We start from the raw sequence: 20469 nt of genomic DNA on the forward strand, positions 1-20469 counted from the left end.
GCTGCCGACCGGCCCCCCCGGGCGGGACCTCCGCCCCGACTTCGAACGCCGAAAGGCCCCGATCGCGTCCTCGTCTGGACGCGATCGGGGCCTTTCCCGTAGAGAGCCCGAGGGCGAAATGTGTCCTACGCCGCACCCCCGGCGAGGGACCAGAACCGCTCCACGATGCCGCCCAAGTACTCACGTCCCGAATCGCCGCTGCCGGCCTCGCCCTGGCCGCCGCCCCAGCTGAGGGTCGCCACCATCCGCGACTGGTACTCGCCGTGCAGCTGCTCCAGCACCCGCTCCAGGTGCGTCTTGGGCACCGGAAGCAGCTTGGTCAGCGGCTTCACGTACGCCTGCCAGCGCGTGGTCACCGCGCTGCGCAGCAGCTCGGCCAGCTCCTCGTGCTTGCCGGTCGCCGTCACGAACTGGGCCAGGGTCAGCCCCAGCGCCGTCGCCAGCGCCGCGGACTGCCGCTCGTTGCCCTTCCAGCGGCCGGTGTCCTCCATCTTCTGGTAGGCACCCGCCTCCACCCCGACCCGGCGGGCCAGGTCCTCGGCGGCCAGGCCCCGGCTGATGCGGTGCTCCCGCAGGGTGACGGGCTCCGCGAGCAGCTCGCCGGGAGAACACCAGAGCACGCCGGCCAGCGCGGTGAGCTCGGCGGAGGTGGGCGAAATCTCGCCACGCTCCCATGCCATCACGGTCTCGGGAGTGACGAGCAGTCCGTACTGGGCTCGCAGGCCATAGGCGACATGACCGGGAGCCATGCCCAGGGCCGCGCGGAGACGACGCGCGGCGGGGGCATTGAAGGGGGGGGCTGGAGTGCACATGGCACACCGTAGGAGTGGCCGAGCCACGGCGACTACAGACCAAACAAACAAGCCCATAACTCGTAGGAACGTCCTATGGAGTTAAGGCCTTTGGACGGTTTTCCCTGCGACTGTCCGGTAATCGGAGCGAACCGTGATCCACTTCCTAGCGTACGTTTCCGGCCGCCCGCAGCGATACCCCCGTGCGTGATCCCTCTCACATGACCGGACCGCTCCGAACCGGCCACCCGGCTCCTCCGTGCTCCAAGAGGCGGAGGCCCTCGCTCACGGGGGTGGCGAGGGCCTCCGAACCGCCTCCTTGCCTTGACGTCGGGGTCAAGGATTACCGTCGGGTCCATGCGAATCGGCGAACTGGCCGAGCGTGCGGGCACCAGCACCCGGACGCTCAGGTACTACGAGTCGCGGGGACTGCTGCCCGCCCGGCGCGACGGCAACGGCTACCGCACCTACGACGAGGAAGACCTGCGGCTGCTCCGCCAGATCCGCACGCTCCAGGACTTCGGCTTCGACCTGGAGGAGACCCGCCCGTTCGTGGAATGCCTGCGCGCCGGGCACCCGTCCGGCGACTCCTGCCCGGCCTCGCTGGCCGTCTACCGGCGCAAGCTCACCGAACTGGACGGCCTGATCGGCCGCCTCGGCGAGGTGCGCGACCAGGTCGCGAGCCAGCTCGCCGAAGCCGAAGCGGCACAGCCCAGATGCGAGATGACCGGCTGACCGGGCCGGGACGAGAGGGGAAACACGATGAAGGCCCACGGAGTCGCCGAAGTGACCGACGCGGACTTCGAGCGGGAGGTGCTCGCCGAGCGCGGCCGGCCCGTCCTGGTGGAGTTCACCGCCGACTGGTGCGGCCCGTGCCGTCAGCTCGCACCCGTCCTGTCCGCCGTCGCCGCGGAAGAGGCCGGCCGCCTCAAGGTCGTGCAGATCGACGCGGACACCAACCCCGAGACGGTCGTGCGCCACGGGGTGCTGTCCATGCCGACCCTGCTCGTCTTCCGCGACGGCGAGCCCGTCCTGCAACTGGTCGGAGCCCGCGCCAAGCGCAGGCTCCTCCAGGAGCTGGAAGGGGTCCTGGCCGCTACCGGCGCGGCATCGGGCTGATCCAGACCGTTGCCAGGGGCGGGAGGGTCAGGCGCAGGCTTGCCGCCCGGCCCTGCGCGGGGACCGGCTCGGGGCGCAGCGGCTGGGTGTGGTGGACGCCGCTGCCGCCGTAGAGCTGCTGGTCGGTGTTGAGGACCTCCCGCCACAGCGGCACCTCTTCCGGGACCCCGATCCGGTACCCGTGCCGGATCACCGGCGAGAAGTTCGAGACGCACAGCAGCTGCGAGCCGTCCTGCGCGAACCGCAGGAAGGCGAACACGTTGTCCTCCGCAGCGTCCGCCTCCACCCACGCGAACCCCTCCGGCACCGTGTCCCGCTCCCACAGGGCGGGCGCCGCCCGGTAGGTGCGGTTCAGGTCGCCCACGAGGCTGCGCACGCCCCGGTGGTCACCGGCCGCCGCGTACGAGGAGTCCAGCAGCCACCAGTCCGGACCGTACGTCTCGGACCACTCCGAGCCCTGCGCGAACTCCTGCCCCATGAAGAGCAGCTGCTTGCCCGGGTGGGCCCACATGAAGCCCAGGTACGCACGGTGCGCGGCCCGCTGCTGCCACCAGTCCCCGGGCATCTTCGACACCAGCGAGCCCTTGCCGTGCACCACCTCGTCGTGCGAGATCGGCAGCACGTAGTTCTCGCTGAACGCGTAGACCATCCCGAAGGTCATGTCGTGGTGGTGGTACTTGCGGTGCACCGACTCCTTCGACGCGTAGCGCAGGGTGTCGTGCATCCAGCCCATGTTCCACTTCAGGCCGAAGCCCAGCCCGCCCGTGTCGGTGGGCTGCGTGACGCCCGGCCACGCGGTGGACTCCTCGGCGATCGTCACCACGCCCGGGCAGCGCCGGTAGACGGTCGCGTTCATCTCCTGCAGGAACGCCATCGCGTCCAGGTTCTCCCGCCCGCCGTGCTCGTTGGGCGTCCACTCGCCCTCGGACCGCGAGTAGTCGAGGTAGAGCATCGAGGCCACCGCGTCCACGCGCAGCCCGTCCACGTGGAACTCCTGGCACCAGTACACGGCGTTGGCCACGAGGAAGTTCCGCACTTCCCGGCGCCCGTAGTCGAACTCCAGCGTTCCCCAGTCCGGGTGCGCGGCCCGCTGCGGGTCGTGGTGCTCGTACAGCGGCCGCCCGTCGAACTCGGCGAGCGCCCAGTCGTCGCGCGGGAAGTGCGCCGGCACCCAGTCGACGATCACCCCGATCCCGGCCCGGTGCAGCGCGTCCACCAGGAAGCGGAAGTCGTCCGGGGTGCCCATCCGGGAGGTCGGCGCGTAGAAGCCGGTGACCTGGTAGCCCCAGGAGCCGCCGAAGGGGTGCTCGGCGACCGGCATCAGCTCCACGTGCGTGAAGCCGAGCTCCGTCACGTACGCCGGCAGCTGCTCGGCCAGCTGCCGGTAGGAGAGCCCGGGCCGCCAGGACGCCAGGTGCAGCTCGTAGACGGAGAAGGGGGCCTGGTGCGGCGGGCGCTCCCCGCGCCGGGCCATCCACTCCGCGTCCTGCCAGACGTAGGAGGAGGCCGTCACCACCGAGGCGTTGGCCGGCGGGACCTCGGCGTGCTTGGCCATCGGGTCCGCGCGCAGGGTGTGCGAGCCGTCCGGGCGGGTGATGTCGTACTTGTACAGGGCGCCCTCGCCGACGCCGGGCAGGAACAGCTCCCACACGCCGGTCGCCCCGAGCGAGCGCATCGGGTAGGCGACCGAGTCCCAGTACGAGAAGTCCCCGCTGACGCGCACCCCCTGCGCGTTCGGCGCCCACACCGTGAACCGCGTGCCCGCCACGCCCTGGTGCTCCATCGGCTCCGCGCCGAGCGCCGTCCACAGCTCCTCGTGCCGGCCCTCGCCGATCAGGTGCAGGTCGAGCTCGCCGAGCGCGGGCAGGAACCGGTAGGGGTCGTGGACCTCCACCTCGTCGCTGTCGTACGTCACCAGCAGCCGGTAGTCCGGCACCCCGGCCAGCGGCAGCAGCCCGGAGAACAGCCCGTCGCCCTCGTCGAGGAGCTCGGCCCGCAGCCCCTTGGCGACGACGGTGACCGCCTTCGCGTACGGACGCAGCACCCGGAAGGACACCCCGCCCCGCTGGGCGCGGGCCCCGAGCACCCCGTGCGGATCGTGGTGGCGGCCCTCCAGCAGCCGGGCCCGCTCCTCCGCGCCCAGCGCCGGCGCCGGCCGGACCCCGTGCGGCGGGGCCGCCCGCCGGGCCCTGGGGGCCCGGGGCTTCTTCGCACTCGTTTCGACGGAGGCGCCGGCGGGGTCAACGGCGGTCTTGGCTTCGTCGCGGACGGTCGGTGACGGCTGTCGTGCGGCGCTCACGCGAGCGGCCTCCTCGGGGGCTTCGGGTGGAGGGTGGGGGATCCTGGGGCGGGGAGCTGCGTGCGGTGCGAAGGCGGACGCTGCGGCTCCGAGAGCCGCCGGATCGCCGCCATCGGCACGTGCAGCCAGTCGGGGCGGTGCCGGGACTCGTAGCGGGCCTCGTACACCGCCTTGTCGGTCTCGTAGGCGCGCAGGAGCACGGGGTCCTCGCGCGGGTCCCGGCCGGTCGTGCGGGCGTAGCCCTCGCAGAAGGCGGCCCGGCAGTCGTCCGCCCAGGCGGGGGCGAACGGCCGGTGGGAGCGGGCCGCGTAGTCGAAGGAGCGCAGTATCCCGGCGATGTCCCGGACCGCCGGCTCGGGGCGGCGCCGGTCGGCCAGCGGCCGGGCCGGCTCGCCTTCGAAGTCGATCAGCGCCCAGCTGCCGTCGGCGGTGCGCAGGGTCTGGCCCAGGTGCAGGTCCCCGTGGATCCGCTGGGCGGACACCCCGGTCCCGCGGGAGGCGGCCAGTGCGTCGAAGGCGCCGCGCAGCCCCGCCTCGTAGGGGCGCAGGGCCGGTACCTCGCGGGCGGTGGCGGCGAGCCGGGCCGTCATCCCGGCGGCCAGCCGGGCCGTCTGCTCCGGGCCCAGCGCGACGGTGGGCAGGGCCCCGGCCAGCGCGCTGTGCACCTCGGCGGTGGCCCGGCCCAGCGCGTGCGCCTCGGCGGTGAAGTCGGCCCCGGTGCGCAGCCGGTGCAGCGCGAGCTGCCAGCCGTCGTCGGAGCCGCGCAGATAGGGCTGGAGCACGCCCAGGGTCAGCGGTTCGGAGCCGGGCAGCTCGGCCTCGTACCAGGCAACCGGCGCGGGCACCCGGGTGCAGCCGGCGGCGGCCAGGGCACGGGGCAGCTCCAGGTCGGGATTGACCCCGGGGCCGACCCGCCGGAAGATCTTCAGGATGTACGAATCCCCGTAGATCAGCGAGGAGTTGGTCTGCTCCCCGGACAGCGGCCGGGGGGTGGGCGCCTCGGGGATCACGGCGGCCGGATCCCGGTCGAAGCGGAGCGGGCCGAGGGTGCCGGGGGAGCGCAGCCGCTCTAGGAGCAGCGAGGCGAGCCGCGGATCGCCCAGGCCCTCGTAGACCGCCAGGCCGGCGTACGGTCCCTGCTCGGGGCAGCCGATCAGCGCGGGCGCGAGGGCCGGTGGCAGCGGGCTCGGGCGGATGCCGAGCAGGAGCTGGTAGCAGTCCCCGTCCACGTCCAGCAGTAGGTGCAGCAGTCCGGCGGTGGATCCGGGCGGCAGCAGTTCGGCCGCCGAGATGGTCCTGAGCCGTCCGATGGCGCGGCCCTTGCCCGCGAACCAGCGCTGCGCGGGCAGCCAGGCCCGCAGCATCGGTTCCAATGGACCCAACCCGAGCCGCAGCCCGAGCCCGGCGGCCCGGTCGGCGGTGAGCCGATCCCGGGCGGATGCAGCCTCCGACATGGCGTCGCGTCCTTTCCCCGGGCCGTCAAAGAATGCGCAGAGTGTCCCGGATCGCGGTGTGTGCTGCTCCGGTGTGAGCGAGTGTCGGGTCAGAAAGGTCCGTACAGGGGCGGGCGATTGACCCATTCGCCCGCCCTCGTGCGTCGTCACTGGGAGCGGGACTTCACTCCGAGCGCAGGCGGAACCAGTAGAAGCCGTGGCCCGCCAGGGTCAGCAGGTACGGCCATTCGCCGATCGGCGGGAAGCGGACGTCGCCGGTGAGTTCCACCGGGACCCGCCCGTTGAACGACCGCAGGTCCAGCTCGGTGGGCTGCGCGAAGCGCGAGAAGTTGTGCACGCACAGCACCAGGTCGTCCCCGTACTCACGGAGGAAGGCGAGCACCGCCGGGTTGGACGAGGGCAGTTCGGTGTACGAGCCCAGTCCGAAGGCCGGGTTGGCCTTGCGGACCTCGATCATCCGACGGGTCCAGTGCAGCAGCGAAGACGGTGAGGCCATCGCCGCTTCGACATTGGTCACCTGGTACCCGTGGACCGGGTCCATGATGACCGGCAGGTTCAGCCTGCCCGGATCGCACGAGGAGAAACCGGCGTTGCGGTCCGGGGTCCACTGCATCGGCGTGCGCACGCCGTCGCGGTCGCCGAGCCAGATGTTGTCGCCCATGCCGATCTCGTCGCCGTAGTACAGCACCGGAGAACCGGGCAGCGACAGCAGCAGGGCGGTGAACAGCTCCATCTGGTTGCGGTCGTTGTCCAGCAGGGGGGCGAGCCGGCGCCGGATGCCGATGTTGGCCCGCATCCGCGGGTCCTTGGCGTACTCGGCGTACATGTAGTCGCGCTCTTCGTCGGTGACCATTTCGAGCGTGAGCTCGTCGTGGTTGCGCAGGAAGATGCCCCACTGGCAGCGGTCCGGGATCGCCGGGGTCTTGGCCAGGATTTCGGAGACCGGGTAGCGGGACTCTCTTCGGACCGCCATGAAGATGCGCGGCATGACGGGGAAGTGGAAGGCCATGTGGCACTCGTCCCCGCCCTTCTGGAAGTCCCCGAAGTAGTCGACGACGTCCTCGGGCCACTGGTTCGCCTCGGCGAGCAGCACGGTGTCCGGGTAGTGCGCGTCGATCTCGGCGCGGACCGCCTTGAGGAGGGTGTGGGTGCGCGGCAGGTTCTCGCAGTTGGTGCCCTCCTCGGCGTAGAGGTAGGGCACGGCGTCGAGGCGGAAGCCGTCGATCCCGAGGTCGAGCCAGAAGCGCAGCGCGGAGACGATCTCCTCGACGACGGCCGGGTTCTCGTAGTTGAGGTCCGGCTGGTGGGAGAAGAACCGGTGCCAGTAGTACTGCTTGCGGACCGGGTCGTACGTCCAGTTCGACGTCTCGGTGTCGACGAAGATGATGCGGGCGTCCTGGAACTGCTTGTCGTTGTCGGCCCACATGTAGTAGTCGCCGTAGGGCCCGTCCGGGTCCTTGCGGGACTGCTGGAACCACTCGTGCTGATCGCTCGTGTGGTTCATCACGAAGTCGATGATCACCCGCATGCCGCGGGTGTGCGCCGCGTCCACGAACTCCACGAAGTCGGCGAGGTCGCCGAATTCGGGCAGCACTGAGGTGTAGTCGGCGACGTCGTAGCCCCCGTCGCGCAGGGGAGAGGCGAAGAACGGCGGGAGCCACAGGCAGTCGACGCCGAGCCACTGGAGGTAGTCCAGCTTGGCGGTGAGCCCCTTGAGGTCACCCACGCCGTCGCCGTTGCTGTCGTGGAAGGACCGTACGAGGACCTCGTAGAAGACCGCCCGCTTGAACCAGTCGGGATCGCGGTCCTTGGCGGGGGTGTCCTCGAAGGTGTCGGGGACGGGATCGTTGATCATCATGAGATGGGTGACCCTCCGGTGGGCGGGGACGGTCGCAGAGCCGCCAGTACGTGCGCGGGCGTGCGGCCCGGTTCCAGGCGCACGTAGTTGGCCCTGCCCCAGTGATAGGTCTCGCCGGTGAGCTCGTCGCGCACCGCGAGGGACCCGTGCCAGTCGAGGCCGAGTACCGGCATGTCCAACGAGACCGTCGCCTCCTGGGTGTGGTGCGGATCGAGGTTGACGACCACCAGTACGGAATTGCTCCCCGCGTGCTTCGAATAGGCGATCACCTGTTCGTTGTCGGTCGGGTGGAAATGGATGTCGCGGAGCTGCTGGAGCGCCGGGTTGCGCCGGCGCAGCCGGTTCAGGGAGGTGATCAGCGGGGCGATCGTGCGGCCCTCGCGGTCGGCGGCGGCCCAGTCGCGCGGGCGCAGCTCGTACTTCTCGGAGTTCAGGTACTCCTCGCTGCCCTCCTTGACCGGGGTGTTCTCGCAGAGTTCGTAACCGGCGTAGACCCCCCAGGTCGGGGAGAGCGTGGCGGCGAGGACCGCGCGGATCTCGAAGGCGGGGCGGCCGCCGTGCTGAAGGTATGCGTGCAGGATGTCGGGGGTGTTGACGAAAAAATTCGGCCGCATGACGGAGGCTGAGCGGGTGTCCGCGAGCTCGGTCACGTACTCCGTCAGCTCGGCCTTGGTGTTGCGCCAGGTGAAGTACGTGTAGGACTGCTGGAAGCCGACGGCGGCGAGGGCCCGCATCATCGCGGGGCGGGTGAAGGCCTCCGCGAGGAAGATCACGTCGGGGTCGGACTTGTTGATGTCCGCGATCACCTTCTGCCAGAAGACCACCGGCTTGGTGTGCGGGTTGTCGACCCGGAAGATGCGGACGCCGTGCTCCATCCAGTGCCGCAGGATCCGCACCGTCTCCTCGACGATGCCGGCCATGTCGGCGTCGAAGTGGATCGGGACGATGTCCTGGTACTTCTTCGGCGGGTTCTCCGCGTACGCGATCGTCCCGTCGGCGCGGTGGCGGAACCACTCCGGGTGCTTCTCCACCCACGGGTGGTCCGGGGAGCACTGCAGGGCGAAGTCGAGCGCCACCTCGATGCGCAGCTCGCGCGCCTTGGCGACGAAGGCGTCGAAGTCCTCCAGGGTCCCGAGCTCGGGGTGGACCGCGTCGTGGCCGCCCTCGGTGGAGCCGATGGCCCAGGGCACACCCGGATCCCAACTCCCCGCGGACAGCGTGTTGTTCGGACCCTTGCGGTACGTGCTCCCGATCGGGTGGATCGGCGGCAGGTACACCACGTCGAAGCCCATCGCGGCGACGGCGGGAAGTCGCTCGGCGGCGGTCCGGAAGGTCCCGCTGACGGGAGCCCCGCCGGGCTCCAGCACCGCCCCCTCCGACCGGGGGAACATCTCGTACCAGGAACCGAAGAGGGCCCGCTTGCGCTCGATCAGCAGCGGCAGCGGCTTGGAGGCCGTCACCAGCTCCCGGAGCGGGCGCTTCGCCAGCAGCGCGTCGATCCGCGGGCCGAGGGCGGCCGCGTACCGCTCGGCGACGGGCCGGTCCTCGTCGCGCATCACGTCCGCGGCGGCCAGCACGTGCTCGCGGCCGTCCCGCTTGGGAATCTTCGCGGCGGCCCGCTCGTAGAGTTCGGCGCCTTCCAGGAGGGTGAGCCCGGTGTCGATCCCGGCCGGGATCTTCACCGCCGCGTGGGCCCGCCAGGTGCCCACCGGGTCGCTCCACGCCTCGACGGTGTAAGTCCACCTCCCCTCGACCTCGGCGGACACCCGCGCCCCCCACCGGTCGGTACCGGGAGCGAGCTCGGACAAGGGCACGGGAGGCCGCAGCCGCCCGCTCGGATCTCGGAGCACGACATGGGCCGCCACGGCGTCGTGCCCCTCGCGGAACACGGTGGCGGAAATCTCGAAGACCTCGTCCACGACCGCCTTGGCGGGTCTGACGCCGCAATCGACGGCGGGGCGGACGTCCAGCACGGGAATGCGACCGATCATGATGGGATCACCTGGGGGCAGTTCGCAGGGCTCGGTGACAACAGGCCAGCCGGCAAGGCAGCTGGTAGTGCACGCTCTGTTCGCTCTGTTTCTAGCTGCTCGGAAGACGGCTGGGCTGCGGGCATGGCCGCTCCTGTCCGCGTTCACTCGGGTGGCGGGGAGGAGGTTCCGGGGTGCGCCGTGCGCTGTACCCGAGGAGCCCTTCCCACTCCAGCCCGGCCCAACCCGGGTGTTCGGTTAACTACTCGTACGTACTGGAACGCCTGCCCGGTCCGCACGGCTCAACACCCGTCCGTGCTCCGTCAACTCGGAGAGGACTACCGGATGTCCACCCCTCCACTGTTCCGGTACGCGGGACCGCCCGAACCGGCCGCGACCGTCCGGCCCGAAGCACGCGGGCGAGCCGTTCTCGCTGCCGCGCACCTGGAGGGCGAGGGCGACCCGGGAGAGCCGCACACCTACGTGGTGGACACCTCGGGCGTGCTGAGGATCGCCCGAGGCGCCATGGCCGGGCGGGGCGGTCGCCGCTAGCCTTCCGAGGGTGACGCTCGCGGTGCACAGCGTGGTGCGGCCGCTCCGATCCGTAATCCCCTGCGAAGGTGGAACGCGTGAAGGCTATCCGTCGATTCACCGTGCGCCCCGTCCTCCCCGAGACCCTCTCGCCGCTCGCCGACCTCGCGCGCAACCTGCGCTGGTCCTGGCACGCCGAGACCCGTGAACTCTTCCAATCCGTCGATCCCGAGGGCTGGCAAGCCGCCGGCGGGGATCCCGTCCGGCTGCTCGGCGCCGTGTCCGCCGCGCGGATCGCCGAGCTCGCCGGGGACCGGCGGTTCCTGCGCCGGCTCGCCGTCGCCGCCGCCGACCTCGATGACTACGTCCACGGCGGGAGGTGGTACCAGAGCCACGAGGCCGCAGCCGAGCTGCCCGCCGGCATCGCCTACTTCTCGCCCGAGTTCGGGATCACCGCCGCCCTGCCCCAGTACTCCGGCGGGCTCGGCATCCTCGCCGGGGACCACCTCAAGGCCGCCAGCGACCTCGGCGTCCCCCTCATCGGTGTCGGACTGCTCTACCGGCACGGCTACTTCCGCCAGTCCCTCTCCCGGGACGGCTGGCAGCAGGAGCACTATCCGGTGCTCGACCCCAACGAACTGCCCCTCGCGCTGGTGCGCGAGGAGGACGGGACCCCGGCACGGGTGTCCCTGAGCCTCCCAGGCGGCCGGGCCCTGCACGCAATCGTCTGGCAGGCCCGCGTCGGCCGGGTGCCGCTGCTGCTCCTCGACTCCGACGTCGAGGACAACGACGCCGTCGCCCGCGAGGTGACCGACCGGCTCTACGGCGGCGGGAGCGACCACCGGCTGCTGCAGGAGATGCTCCTCGGCATCGGCGGGGTCCGGGCGGTGCGCGCCTACTGCCGCATCACCGGGCATCCCGACCCCGAGGTCTTCCACACCAACGAGGGCCACGCCGGGTTCCTGGGACTCGAGCGCATAAGGGAACTGGAGGGACAGCAGGGACTCGGCTTCGACGCCGCCGTCGAAGCCGTCCGGGCCGGCACCGTGTTCACCACGCACACCCCCGTCCCCGCCGGCATCGACCGCTTCGACCGGGCCCTGGTCGCCCGCCACTTCGGCGACGGCGGCGAACTGGCCGGCGTATCCGTCGACCGGATCCTGGCCCTCGGCGCCGAGACGTACCCCGGCGGCGACCCCGGGGTGTTCAACATGGCGGTGATGGGCCTGCGCCTCGCCCAACGGGCCAACGGGGTCTCCACCCTGCACGGCGCCGTCAGCCGCGGAATGTTCGCCGGGCTGTGGCCGGGATTCGACCCCGCCGACGTGCCCATCACCTCGGTGACCAACGGCGTGCACGCCCCGACCTGGGTGGCGCCCGAGGTGGTGAAGCTCGGCGCGAAGCAGATCGGCGCCGGCCGCACCGAGGACGCGCTCTCCGTCGGCGGCTCGCAGCGCTGGGACGCCGTCGCCGACATCCCCGACCAGGACGTCTGGGACCTGCGCCGGGTGCTCAGGGAAAAGCTCGTCCAAGAGGTACGGGACCGCCTGCGCGCCTCCTGGCGCCAGCGCGGGGCCGCCGCCGCCGAACTGGGCTGGGTGGACTCCGTACTCGACCCCGACGTGCTGACCATCGGGTTCGCCCGCCGGGTGCCGTCCTACAAGCGGCTCACGCTGATGCTGCGCGACCCCGACCGGCTGCGCCGCCTGCTGCTGGACCCGGACCGGCCCGTGCAGATCGTGGTCGCGGGCAAGGCGCACCCGGCCGACGACGGCGGGAAGCGGCTGGTCCAGGAGCTGGTGAGGTTCGCGGACGACCCCCGCGTGCGCCACCGGATCGTGTTCCTGCCCGACTACGGCATGGCCATGGCCCAGAAGCTCTACCCCGGCTGCGACGTCTGGCTGAACAACCCGCTGCGCCCGCTGGAGGCCTGCGGCACCAGCGGGATGAAGGCGGCGCTCAACGGCTGCCTCAACCTGTCCGTCCTGGACGGCTGGTGGGACGAATGGTTCGAGCCGGACTTCGGCTGGGCCATCCCGACAGCCGACGGACTCGGCGCGGACGAGGACCGCCGCGACGACCTGGAGGCGAACGCCCTCTACGACCTGATCGAGGGCCGGGTCGCCCCCCGGTTCTACGACCGGGCCGGACAGGCCGGACTCCCGGTGCGGTGGATCGAAATGGTCCGGCGCACCCTCGTCTCGCTGGGACCCAAGGTGCTCGCGGGGCGCATGGTGCGGGAGTACGTGGAGCGGCTCTACGCTCCGGCCGCGCTCTCCCACCGCGCCCTGACCCCGGACGCGGCGCGGGACCTCGCCTGGTGGAAGGGCCGGGTCCGCGCGGCCTGGCCGCAGCTCACCGTCGAGCACGTGGAGGCCCTGACGGCGGGCCCGGTCGGCGGCACCGCCGAACTCGGGGCCACCCTCACCCTGCGCGTGCAGGTCTCCCTCGACTCCCTGGCCCCCGAGGACGTGGAGGTCCAGGCCGTCGCGGGCCGGGTCGACGCACAGGACGTGATCCAGGGCGGGCGGGCCTTCCCGCTCAAGCCCGCCGGCGGACCCGACCTGGAGGGCCGCTGGCTGTACGAGGGCCCGCTCGCCCTCGACCGTACGGGGCCCTTCGGCTACACCGTACGGATCCTGCCGGCGCACCCGCTGCTGGCGACCCCGGCCGAACTGGGCCTGGTCGCCGGCCCCGCCACGGGCACGGAAACCGACGCGGGAGGCGGCGTGGTGCTGCGCTGACGGCCCCGGCCGTTCAGGGGCAGACCTTCAGGGGGCGGGCGGCGGATCCACCAGCCGCCCGTCCTCCACCAGCATCCCGGCCCGCTTGATGCTGCGCAGGGCCGGGATCACCTCCACCTGCCCCACCCCGTCCACCGCGCCGATCCGCTCGGTCAGGTACGTGTACAGCGCGTCCGTGTCCCGGCACACCACCACCGCCATCAGCGAGGCGGCGCCGGTCACGGCCGCCGCGAAGGCCACCTCGCGGTGGCCCGCCAGCGCCGCCCCCACCTGCGCCAGCCGGGCCGGCGGGACGGTCAGCACGATCGTCGCCTCCGCCTCGTAGCCGAAGAGCGCCGGGACGAACTCCACGTCGAAGAAGACCGCCCCCACCTCGCGGAGCCGCTCCAGCCTGCGCCGCGCGGTGGACTCCGACAGGCCACTGGCACGCGCCAGTTCCGGGTACCCGGCGCGGCCGTCCCGGCCCAGCACCGAGAGCAGGGCCAGCTCCGCCTCGTCGAGCGCGTACCGCTGCGGACCCGGTTCGACGGCGGGCCGCTCCAGGGCCGCGGTCTGGTCGGGGCGCAGGACGTCCAGGCCCACCCAGGCGTCGGGCCCGCCGAAGAACTTCCGCAGGATGGTGTGGGCGCTCACGCCGGTCACCCGGCGGGTCCGCGGCAGCTTCTCCAACAGCAGGGCGTCCCGGTCCTGACGGGTACGGGCCCGGGTCATGCAATGGATCTCGGTACCGCCCGAGCCCAGGGTCACCCACGCGATGTCCGGGCGGCGGGCGAGCGCCTCGGCCACCGGGAGCGCGGCGTCGGGGGCGCACTGCACCCGCAGCCAGGACTCGAACAGCCCGACCCGGCTGCCCAGCGGCAGCCCGACGACCCGGATCAGGCCGGTGGTCCGCAGCCGCCTGTAGCGCCGTACGACGGTCTGGTCGGACACCTCCAGCACCTCGGCCAGCCGGCTGAAGGGGGCCCGGCCGTCGATGGTGAGGGCTTGTACCAGGGACCGGTCGAGCGGATCCAGCTCCGATTCGTTCACGGTTTCCATCATCACAGACCCGGCTGTGGGTGAAATCCGCCGGCAAGGGGCTGCTGGGTGGGGGTGGGTCGCAGTGGGCTGGAACCTTGTGGGAGGCGGAAGCCGCACCCCGCCGGACCCCGGCGGCCACCCCCGGTCCCCCCCGCCCGGTCCCGCACCACCCCTGCCTTCGGACATCCCAGGAGTAACCCCATGCGCAAATGGCTGCCGTTGACGGCGGTGTGTCTCGGAGCCTTCATGCTCCTGGTCGACGTCACGATCGTGACCGTCGCCCTGCCCGACATGGCCGCCGACATGCGCACCGGGTTCTCCGGGCTCCAGTGGGTGATGGACGGCTACGCCCTCGCCCTGGCCGCCCTGCTGCTCGGCGCGGGATCGCTCGCCGACCGGATCGGCCGGCGCCGCGTCTACCTCGGCGGGCTCGGACTCTTCGCCGCCGCCTCCCTCGCCTGCGGCCTGGCCCAGGGCCCGGCCGCGCTCATCGCCTTCCGCGCCGTCCAGGGCATCGGCGGCGCCGCGATGTTCGCCACCACCATGGCCCTGCTCAGCTCCACCTACCAGGGCCGCGACCGCGGCGTCGCCTTCGGCGTCTGGGGCGCGGTCAACGGAGCGGCCGCCGCGGCCGGTCCGATCATCGGCGGGCTGCTCACCGAGCAGTTCGGCTGGCGCTGGATCTTCTTCATCAACCTCCCGGTCTGCGCCCTCGCCGTGTACGTCACCCTCAAGGCCGTCACCGAGTCCCGCGACCCGCACGCCAAGGGCCTGGACCTGCCCGGCATGGCCACCTTCACCGCCGGCGCCGCGGCCGTCACCTACGCCCTCATCCGCGGCGGCGAGAACGGCTGGACCTCCGCCGGCACCCTCGGCCTGTTCGCCCTGGGCGCGGCCTCCTTCGCCGCCTTCGTCCTGGTCGAACTGCGGGGATCCCGCCCGATGCTGGACCTCTCGCTCTTCCGCAGTCCGGTCTTCGTCGCCGTGATGACCGCCTCGCTGCTGATGTCCGGCGCCGCCTTCGGCTACTTGATGTACGTCTCCCTGTGGCTGCAGACCGCCGAGGGCATGGGCCCGGTCGGGGCCGGACTGGCCCTGCTGCCGATGAGTCTGGCCGGATTCCTCGTCGCCGCGGCCTCCGGCAAGCTCCTGCACGGGGCCTCGCCCCGGACCACCATCGGCGGCGGGCTGCTCCTCATCGCGGCCGGGGCGCTGCTCCAGGGCTGGATGCTGGACGCGGGCGACGGCTGGACGGCGCTGGTGCCGGGCCTGGCCGTCACCGGCGTGGGCGTCGGACTGATCTCCCCGGCCCTGGCCGCCGCCGCGATGGGGGCCGTGCCCCCGGCCCGGGCGGGCATGGCGGGCGGTGCGCTGAACACCGCGCGACAACTGGGCATGGCCCTGGGCATCGCGGTGCTCGGCGCGGTCTTCCACACCGGGCTGGCCGACGGCCTCGCCGGCTCCGGGCAGCCGCACGGCACGGCCGCGGCGCTGGCCGGCGGCGGGGCGGCGCGGCTGCTGGACACGGTGCCGGGGGCCGGTTCCTGGGTGGAGGCGGCCTTCGCGAGCGGGCTGCGCGACACCTTCTGGGTCTCGGGGGCCATGGGCCTGGCGGGGGCGCTGATCCTGTTCGTGCTGATCCGCCGGCCGGCCGGCACTGCTGCGTCTGCCGCCGGGGCTCCGGCCCCGGTGCCGGTGCCGGTGCCGGGGCAGGCCTCCGGGGCGGCGGACCCGGCTGCCGGACGCGCCGCCGTCTGAGTGGCCCGTACGCCCCGAATCCAGTCCGGATCCGGGGCGTTCGCGCGTTCGGGTCCGGAGGGGCCCGTGAGGGTGAACCTTCGAACGCGCTGCCGCGCCGAATCGTTTCTGCGTGCGGGTCCGCTCCTACGCTGCCCGCGGATGTCCACCGCACCGGGCATCCGAGGAACCCGCGGAACCCGCGGAACCCGAGAAACGGACTCCCCAATGCGTATTCGCACCACCGCCACCGCACTCGTAGGCGCCCTCGCGCTGGTCCTGCCGACCGCCGGGCTGTCGTACGCCAACGACCACGACGACCGCGAGAGCCTCGGCACGCTGCACTACCGGTACAGCGACGACGGTGACACGCGGCACGGCCGGATCGAGCCCGCCGACAACGACACCTGCTACCAGCTGACGCACGCTTCGCGGAACCACCCGGCCTTCCAGGTGCGCAACGACACGGAATCGCTGGCGGTGCTGTTCGAGGACCGGTCCTGCGGCGGCCAGGCCGTGGAGACGCTGGAGCCGGGCGAGCAGGCGGACGACCTGGAGGTCCGCTCGGTCCTCTTCAAGCCGACCGACGACTGGGACCACCACGGCCGCCACGACGGACGGGACGACGACGACCGCCGTGACGACTGGCGCGACGACGAGGACCGCAGCATCGGCGGGCGCGCCGCCGCCGCACCGGCCGACGAGACCTCGGCCGTCCTCGGCTCGGTCTTCAGCTCCATCGGCTGATCCCACCGACGTGCGCAGGGCCCGGCTCCCCCAGGGGAGCCGGGCCCTTCGTCTGTTTCGGGGCCTCAGCGGCCTGCGGGCCGGTCCGCGCCCGCCGCGAGCCAGTGCACCACGTCCGCGGCCGTGTAGGGCTCGGCGTTCGGGGCGAGCTTCGGGAGGAACGACAGGTCCTTGCCGATCGTCACCAGCGGGGGTTCCACCCGGCCGTGCGGCCGGCGCTGGGCCAGCCCGATCGTGGCCAGCAGGCCGTTGCACAGGCACTGGCGGCCCTTGGTGTCGGACGCCTCGCCGCCCTTGCGGACGTACGCGGCGACCGGCTCGGCCGCGCACCGGTAGACCAGACCGCGCGGACCCCGTACGGGAGTGCGCAGGAACCCGAGGTCGCAGACCCGGCGCCGGGCTTCGGCGACCTCCGGCTCGGAGACCGTCCCCGGCAGGTCCGCCACCTTGAACGGGAACGAAGTCGGGGAGGCCTCGGGGTCGTTGCGGACCGAGAGGGTGCCGGTGTGGGCCCGCTCCAGCAGCTCCTCGCGCAGGTGGCGGGCCATCCCCGACTCCTCGCACAGGGCGAACGCGCTGCCGATCTGGACGCCGGCCGCGCCCTCCGCGAGCGCCCCGGCCACGGCCTCGGGGCTGGCCTGGCCGCCCGCGAGCCAGAACGGCAGCCCGAGCGCCGCCATCTTGGCGAGGTCGGGGCTGTCGCGCGGGCCGTAGACCGGCTCGCCGTCCTCGTCGAGCTTCATCGGCCCGCGCGGCGGGGCGCTGTGCCCGCCGGCCTGGCTGGTCTCGATCACGAAGCCGTCGGGGCGGGTGATCTCGTCCCGGGCCAGGTAGGTGGCCAGGACCGGGAGCGAGACGATGGCCAGCACGTGGGGGCGGCGCAGCGGACCGGGCAGGTGCCCGGCGAGCAGGGCCGCGGGGTCGAAGAGGTGCTCCAACGGCTGCTCGTCGCCCTCCACGTGGATCTTGCTCACGCAGCGTTCGTAGCGCGCCAGCCTTGAGGCGAGGGCAGGGATCTGACCGGGGACTCCCGCGCCCACGAGCACGTAGTCGACGCCTGCCAGGATCGCGCCGAACATCGCGGGGGCAGTGGCGAGCTGGATCTTCTCCAGGTAGTTGATGCCGACGACACCGTCATGTCCCTCCTTGGCGAGCCAGACCTCGACGAAATTGCCGAGGACGGTGAGGATCTCGGCCTGCGACCCGCCCGTCGCCCGCAGTCGCGGGGTGGTGCGCATCGCCGCGCCGTCCGCGAGGCCTTCCTCGCGGAAGTAGAGGTCGAGGGCGGCCTGTGCGAGCTCCGGCAGCGGGAAGGCCGCCAGCGCCCGGCGGGCGTGGCCGCCGGAGTCGCCGGTCTGCAGCACGCGGGCCAGTACGACGTCCAGGGCCGTGCCGGAGACCACGCCCAGCTGGCCCTCGCCGGACACGGCCCTGGCGAGGCGCCAGCCGGAGACGCCGACGCCCATGCCGCCCTGGATGAGCCAGGGGTGCTGCGCGGCGGGGGCGTTCGTGGGGGTCTGCGGCATGGGTCACGTCCTCGGAATCACCCGAACCTACGGTTCCGTAGGTTCGCTGATTTCCACTATGACGCCGGCCCGGCCGGCCGACGGGCGCCGAAGGTCCTGGCCCTGGGGGTACGTGGACCCCGGTGGCCGGGGCCCAATGGAACAGGGCCGCCCGGGGAGGTCTTCTCCCGGGCGGCCCCGTGGTCTAGCGGTTCAGCTCTGGTTCACGCACGGCCCCGGTGGGGGTCAGAAGGTGAGCTTCCAGCTGTCGATCTTTCCGGTGTCGAGGTTCGCGTTGTCGTTGACCCGGAGCTTCCACACTCCGTTGGCGACCTCGGAGGAGGCGTTGACCGTGACGGACTTGATGATGTTGTCCGCGCTGCCACCGGTCCGGTTGTGCAGGTTGTACAGGGTGCCGTCGGGGGCGACGAGGTCGACCTTCAGGTCACCGATGTACGTGTGGAGGATGTTGAGGTCCACCTTGAGGGTGCTCGGGGCGTTGCCCGTGCGGTTCACGGTGATCGGGGAGTCGACCGTCGCGTTGTCGGCGATCGCGTAGTCGGTGGTGTTCTCGAACACCGTCTGCTGCGAGGTACCGACGGTCCAGACGAAGGACGCCGTACCGGTCTGGTTCGCCGAGTCCGTCACCGTGACCGTCGTGTTGTACGTACCGGCGGTGGAGGCGGTCCCGGAGATCAGGCCGGTCGAGGAGTTGATCGACAGACCGGTCGGCAGACCGGAAGCCGCGTAGCTCAGGGCGCCGGCGTTGCTGCTGGAGGCCTGGATCTGGAGGCTGGCGGCGCTGCCCGTGACGGTGTTCTGGTTACCGGGGTTGGTGACCGAGACGCCGACGGGAATGCGGGCACCGACGTTGATGGCCGCCCAGGCGTTGGCCGCGTTGTTGTAGGTGACCGAGCCCGCACCGTAGAGGTCGGCGGCGGCCTTCAGGGTCTGGACGCGGGCGTCCGCGTAGTTGGTGGTCGACTTGAAGTAGCCGACCGTCAGCGCGCGGAACCAGATCTTCGAGGCGGCGTCGCGGCCGATCGCGGTGACCGGGAGCCCGTCGGAGGTCGGCGAGTCGTAGCTCACCCCGTTGACGACCTTGGCGCCGGAGCCCTCGGAGGCCAGGTAGTACCAGTGGTTGGCCGGGCCCGAGGAGTAGTGGACGTCGATGGAGCCGATGCCCGAGTACCACGCGTCCTTGGACGAGCCGTCCTTGCTCGGCTTGTCCATGTAGCGCAGCGGGGTGCCGTTGCCGCGGATGTCGATCTTCTCGCCGACCAGGTAGTCGCCGACGTCGTTGGCGTTGTTGGCGTTGAACTCGACGGCCGCCGCCATGATGTCGGAGGTCGCCTCGTTCAGGCCGCCGGACTCGCCCGAGTAGGTCATGTTGCCGGTGACCGAGGTCAGACCGTGGGTCATCTCGTGCGCGGCCACGTCGATCGACGTCAGCGGGTGCGTGTTGCTCGTGCCGTCGCCGTACGTCATGCAGAAGCAGGAGTCGCTCCAGAACGCGTTGACGTACGCGTTGCCGTAGTGGACCCGGCTGTACGGGGCCACGCCGTCGTTGCGCAGGCCGTTGCGGCCGTGCACGTTCTTGTAGTAGTCCCACGTCAGCTGGGCGCCGTAGTGCGCGTCGGCGCCGGCGGTCTCCCGGTTCGAGGGGAGGCCGTTGCCCCAGGTGTCGTCCGGGCCCGTGAAGAGGGTGCCCGTGCCGCTGCCCGTGCCCCCGTTGAGGTCATAGGTCTTGTGGCTGCCGCGCCCGGCGTCGGTCAGCGTGAAGTTGCTGCCCGAAGCCGAGGTGCCCAGCGTGACCTGGCCGGTGTACATCGTGTTGCCGACACCGGTCTCGATGGCCTGCCACTGGGTGATCTTCGCGCCGGTCTTGGCGTTGGTGACCACGTGCAGTTCGCTCGGGGTGCCGTCGTGCTGGATGCCGCCGACGACGGTCTCGAAGGCGAGGACCGGGACGCCGGAGGCGGCCCAGATCACCTTGCGCGCGGCCTTGGAGGCCTTCGCGTCCTTGGAGCCCTCTGCGTTGGCGGAGGAGACCGCCGCGCTCTCGGCCGAGGCCGGAGTGACGGTGGCGGTGGTGTCCGCGACCTTGATGTCGGCGTTGGTGGCCTTGGTGACGCTCTTGGTGACGCCGCCCTTGGCGTGGACGGTCAGGTCACCGCCGAGCACCGGTATGCCGTCGTAGGTGCGCTCGTACGTGGTGTGCGTGGTGCCGTCCGCGTCCTTGACCACATCGCGGACGACGAGCTTCTCCGTGCCGCCGAGGCCGAGGGCCTTGGCCGCCTGCACGGTGGTGGAGTTGGCCTCGGCCAGGAGCGTCGCACGCTCCGAAGCGCTGAGTGCGCGATTCTCCGCGCCGGGGTTGACCTGGGCGACCGAAACAGCCTGCGACGCGGTGGCGTCGGCGTTGGCGGAACCGGTCTGGATGCCTACGGCGAGGAGAGCGGCCGCGGCAACAAGCGCGCCGGCCGTGGTGGCACGCCGCTGGGGGGTGGGACTCAACGCAGACTCCTTCTGCAAGGGGGGTTCCGGATGGCTGGGTGGGCCTCCGGGCAGATCGGGCTGGTGCGAAGAACGGTCGAAGAGTGCCACCTGAGCGCTGCGAATGTCAGGGTCGCGTCAAAAGCTGGCCGGAAATCGTTCGTTGTCCGAAGAGACGTATCCGGTATGCGGAACATT

Annotated in this window: 14 protein-coding genes; 6 read left to right on the forward strand and 8 right to left on the reverse strand. The window is 71.9% G+C overall.

The window, feature by feature from the left end:
• Positions 1-125: 125 nt before the first annotated feature.
• Positions 126-749: a helix-turn-helix domain-containing protein gene (locus ACFVX6_RS35085; protein ID WP_389698456.1), complete on the reverse strand. Its 624-nt coding sequence runs from the start codon at positions 747-749 to the stop codon at positions 126-128.
• A 399-nt stretch (positions 750-1148) separates the two neighbouring features.
• On the opposite strand from ACFVX6_RS35085, the gene ACFVX6_RS35090 reads away from it, so the two are divergent.
• Positions 1149-1526: a MerR family transcriptional regulator gene (locus tag ACFVX6_RS35090; protein ID WP_389698458.1), complete on the forward strand. Its 378-nt coding sequence runs from the start codon at positions 1149-1151 to the stop codon at positions 1524-1526.
• Between the two features lie 27 nt (positions 1527-1553).
• Positions 1554-1910: a thioredoxin family protein gene (locus ACFVX6_RS35095; protein ID WP_389698460.1), complete on the forward strand. Its 357-nt coding sequence runs from the start codon at positions 1554-1556 to the stop codon at positions 1908-1910.
• Here ACFVX6_RS35095 and glgB read toward each other — a convergent pair.
• The 4 genes from glgB to ACFVX6_RS35115 all read right to left on the reverse strand — a co-directional run bounded on the left by glgB (position 1888) and on the right by ACFVX6_RS35115 (position 9512).
• On the reverse strand, positions 1888-4209 hold the full coding sequence (glgB, locus tag ACFVX6_RS35100; protein ID WP_389698462.1) for a 1,4-alpha-glucan branching enzyme: 2322 nt from the start codon (positions 4207-4209) through the stop codon (positions 1888-1890). The genes ACFVX6_RS35095 and glgB overlap by 23 nt on opposite strands.
• Positions 4206-5663 carry a maltokinase gene (locus ACFVX6_RS35105; protein WP_389698464.1) on the reverse strand — a complete coding sequence of 486 codons (1458 nt, stop codon included), beginning with the start codon at positions 5661-5663 and terminating at the stop codon, positions 4206-4208. Before ACFVX6_RS35105 ends, glgB begins: the two co-directional genes overlap by 4 nt.
• Positions 5664-5826: 163 nt before the next feature.
• A complete protein-coding gene (gene treS, locus ACFVX6_RS35110) occupies positions 5827-7521 on the reverse strand; it encodes a maltose alpha-D-glucosyltransferase (protein ID WP_327255013.1) in 1695 nt (564 codons plus the stop codon).
• On the reverse strand, positions 7518-9512 hold the full coding sequence (locus ACFVX6_RS35115; RefSeq protein ID WP_389698466.1) for a maltotransferase domain-containing protein: 1995 nt from the start codon (positions 9510-9512) through the stop codon (positions 7518-7520). Before ACFVX6_RS35115 ends, treS begins: the two co-directional genes overlap by 4 nt.
• A gap of 324 nt (positions 9513-9836) precedes the next feature.
• Here ACFVX6_RS35115 and ACFVX6_RS35120 point away from each other — a divergent pair, with 324 nt between their 5' ends.
• On the forward strand, positions 9837-10043 hold the full coding sequence (locus tag ACFVX6_RS35120; protein ID WP_389698468.1) for a hypothetical protein: 207 nt from the start codon (positions 9837-9839) through the stop codon (positions 10041-10043).
• 77 nt (positions 10044-10120) lie between these two features.
• A complete protein-coding gene (gene glgP, locus ACFVX6_RS35125; RefSeq protein ID WP_389698470.1) occupies positions 10121-12766 on the forward strand; it encodes an alpha-glucan family phosphorylase in 2646 nt (881 codons plus the stop codon).
• A 27-nt stretch (positions 12767-12793) separates the two neighbouring features.
• Here glgP and ACFVX6_RS35130 read toward each other — a convergent pair whose 3' ends face one another.
• Complete coding sequence (locus tag ACFVX6_RS35130) at positions 12794-13804, reverse strand: Lrp/AsnC family transcriptional regulator (protein WP_389698488.1); 1011 nt, start codon at positions 13802-13804, stop codon at positions 12794-12796.
• A gap of 183 nt (positions 13805-13987) precedes the next feature.
• Between ACFVX6_RS35130 and ACFVX6_RS35135 the strand changes: the two genes are divergently transcribed.
• Positions 13988-15544, forward strand: coding sequence for a DHA2 family efflux MFS transporter permease subunit (locus tag ACFVX6_RS35135; protein ID WP_389698472.1), 1557 nt, complete (start codon positions 13988-13990; stop codon positions 15542-15544).
• Positions 15545-15751: 207 nt separating this feature from the next.
• Entirely contained in the window at positions 15752-16270 is a 519-nt protein-coding gene (locus ACFVX6_RS35140; RefSeq protein WP_389698474.1) for a hypothetical protein, read from the forward strand.
• 65 nt (positions 16271-16335) lie between these two features.
• Here the strand turns inward: ACFVX6_RS35140 and ACFVX6_RS35145 are convergent, their stop codons facing one another.
• Positions 16336-17796, reverse strand: coding sequence for a nitronate monooxygenase (locus tag ACFVX6_RS35145; RefSeq protein ID WP_389698476.1), 1461 nt, complete (start codon positions 17794-17796; stop codon positions 16336-16338).
• 225 nt (positions 17797-18021) lie between these two features.
• Positions 18022-20292 (reverse strand): M4 family metallopeptidase, encoded by a 2271-nt coding sequence (locus ACFVX6_RS35150; protein ID WP_389698478.1) that lies wholly within the window; start codon positions 20290-20292, stop codon positions 18022-18024.
• Positions 20293-20469 lie beyond the last annotated feature (177 nt).

The organism is Streptomyces sp. NPDC058289, from assembly GCF_042880975.1.
In the GTDB taxonomy this organism is placed as follows: domain Bacteria; phylum Actinomycetota; class Actinomycetes; order Streptomycetales; family Streptomycetaceae; genus Streptomyces; species Streptomyces stoeckheimensis.

What these genes read in the sequence shown, in the direction of transcription:
- ACFVX6_RS35085 (WP_389698456.1), bottom strand. Translation starts at nt 749, where the DNA reads ATGGCTCCCGGTCATGTCGCCTATGGCCTGCGAGCCCAGTACGGACTG.
- ACFVX6_RS35090 (WP_389698458.1), top strand. Translation starts at nt 1,149, where the DNA reads ATGCGAATCGGCGAACTGGCCGAGCGTGCGGGCACCAGCACCCGGACG.
- ACFVX6_RS35095 (WP_389698460.1), top strand. Translation starts at nt 1,554, where the DNA reads ATGAAGGCCCACGGAGTCGCCGAAGTGACCGACGCGGACTTCGAGCGG.
- ACFVX6_RS35105 (WP_389698464.1), bottom strand. Translation starts at nt 5,663, where the DNA reads ATGTCGGAGGCTGCATCCGCCCGGGATCGGCTCACCGCCGACCGGGCC.
- treS (WP_327255013.1), bottom strand. Translation starts at nt 7,521, where the DNA reads ATGATGATCAACGATCCCGTCCCCGACACCTTCGAGGACACCCCCGCC.
- ACFVX6_RS35115 (WP_389698466.1), bottom strand. Translation starts at nt 9,512, where the DNA reads ATGATCGGTCGCATTCCCGTGCTGGACGTCCGCCCCGCCGTCGATTGC.
- ACFVX6_RS35120 (WP_389698468.1), top strand. Translation starts at nt 9,837, where the DNA reads ATGTCCACCCCTCCACTGTTCCGGTACGCGGGACCGCCCGAACCGGCC.
- ACFVX6_RS35130 (WP_389698488.1), bottom strand. Translation starts at nt 13,804, where the DNA reads ATGGAAACCGTGAACGAATCGGAGCTGGATCCGCTCGACCGGTCCCTG.
- ACFVX6_RS35135 (WP_389698472.1), top strand. Translation starts at nt 13,988, where the DNA reads ATGCGCAAATGGCTGCCGTTGACGGCGGTGTGTCTCGGAGCCTTCATG.
- ACFVX6_RS35140 (WP_389698474.1), top strand. Translation starts at nt 15,752, where the DNA reads ATGCGTATTCGCACCACCGCCACCGCACTCGTAGGCGCCCTCGCGCTG.
- ACFVX6_RS35145 (WP_389698476.1), bottom strand. Translation starts at nt 17,796, where the DNA reads ATGCCGCAGACCCCCACGAACGCCCCCGCCGCGCAGCACCCCTGGCTC.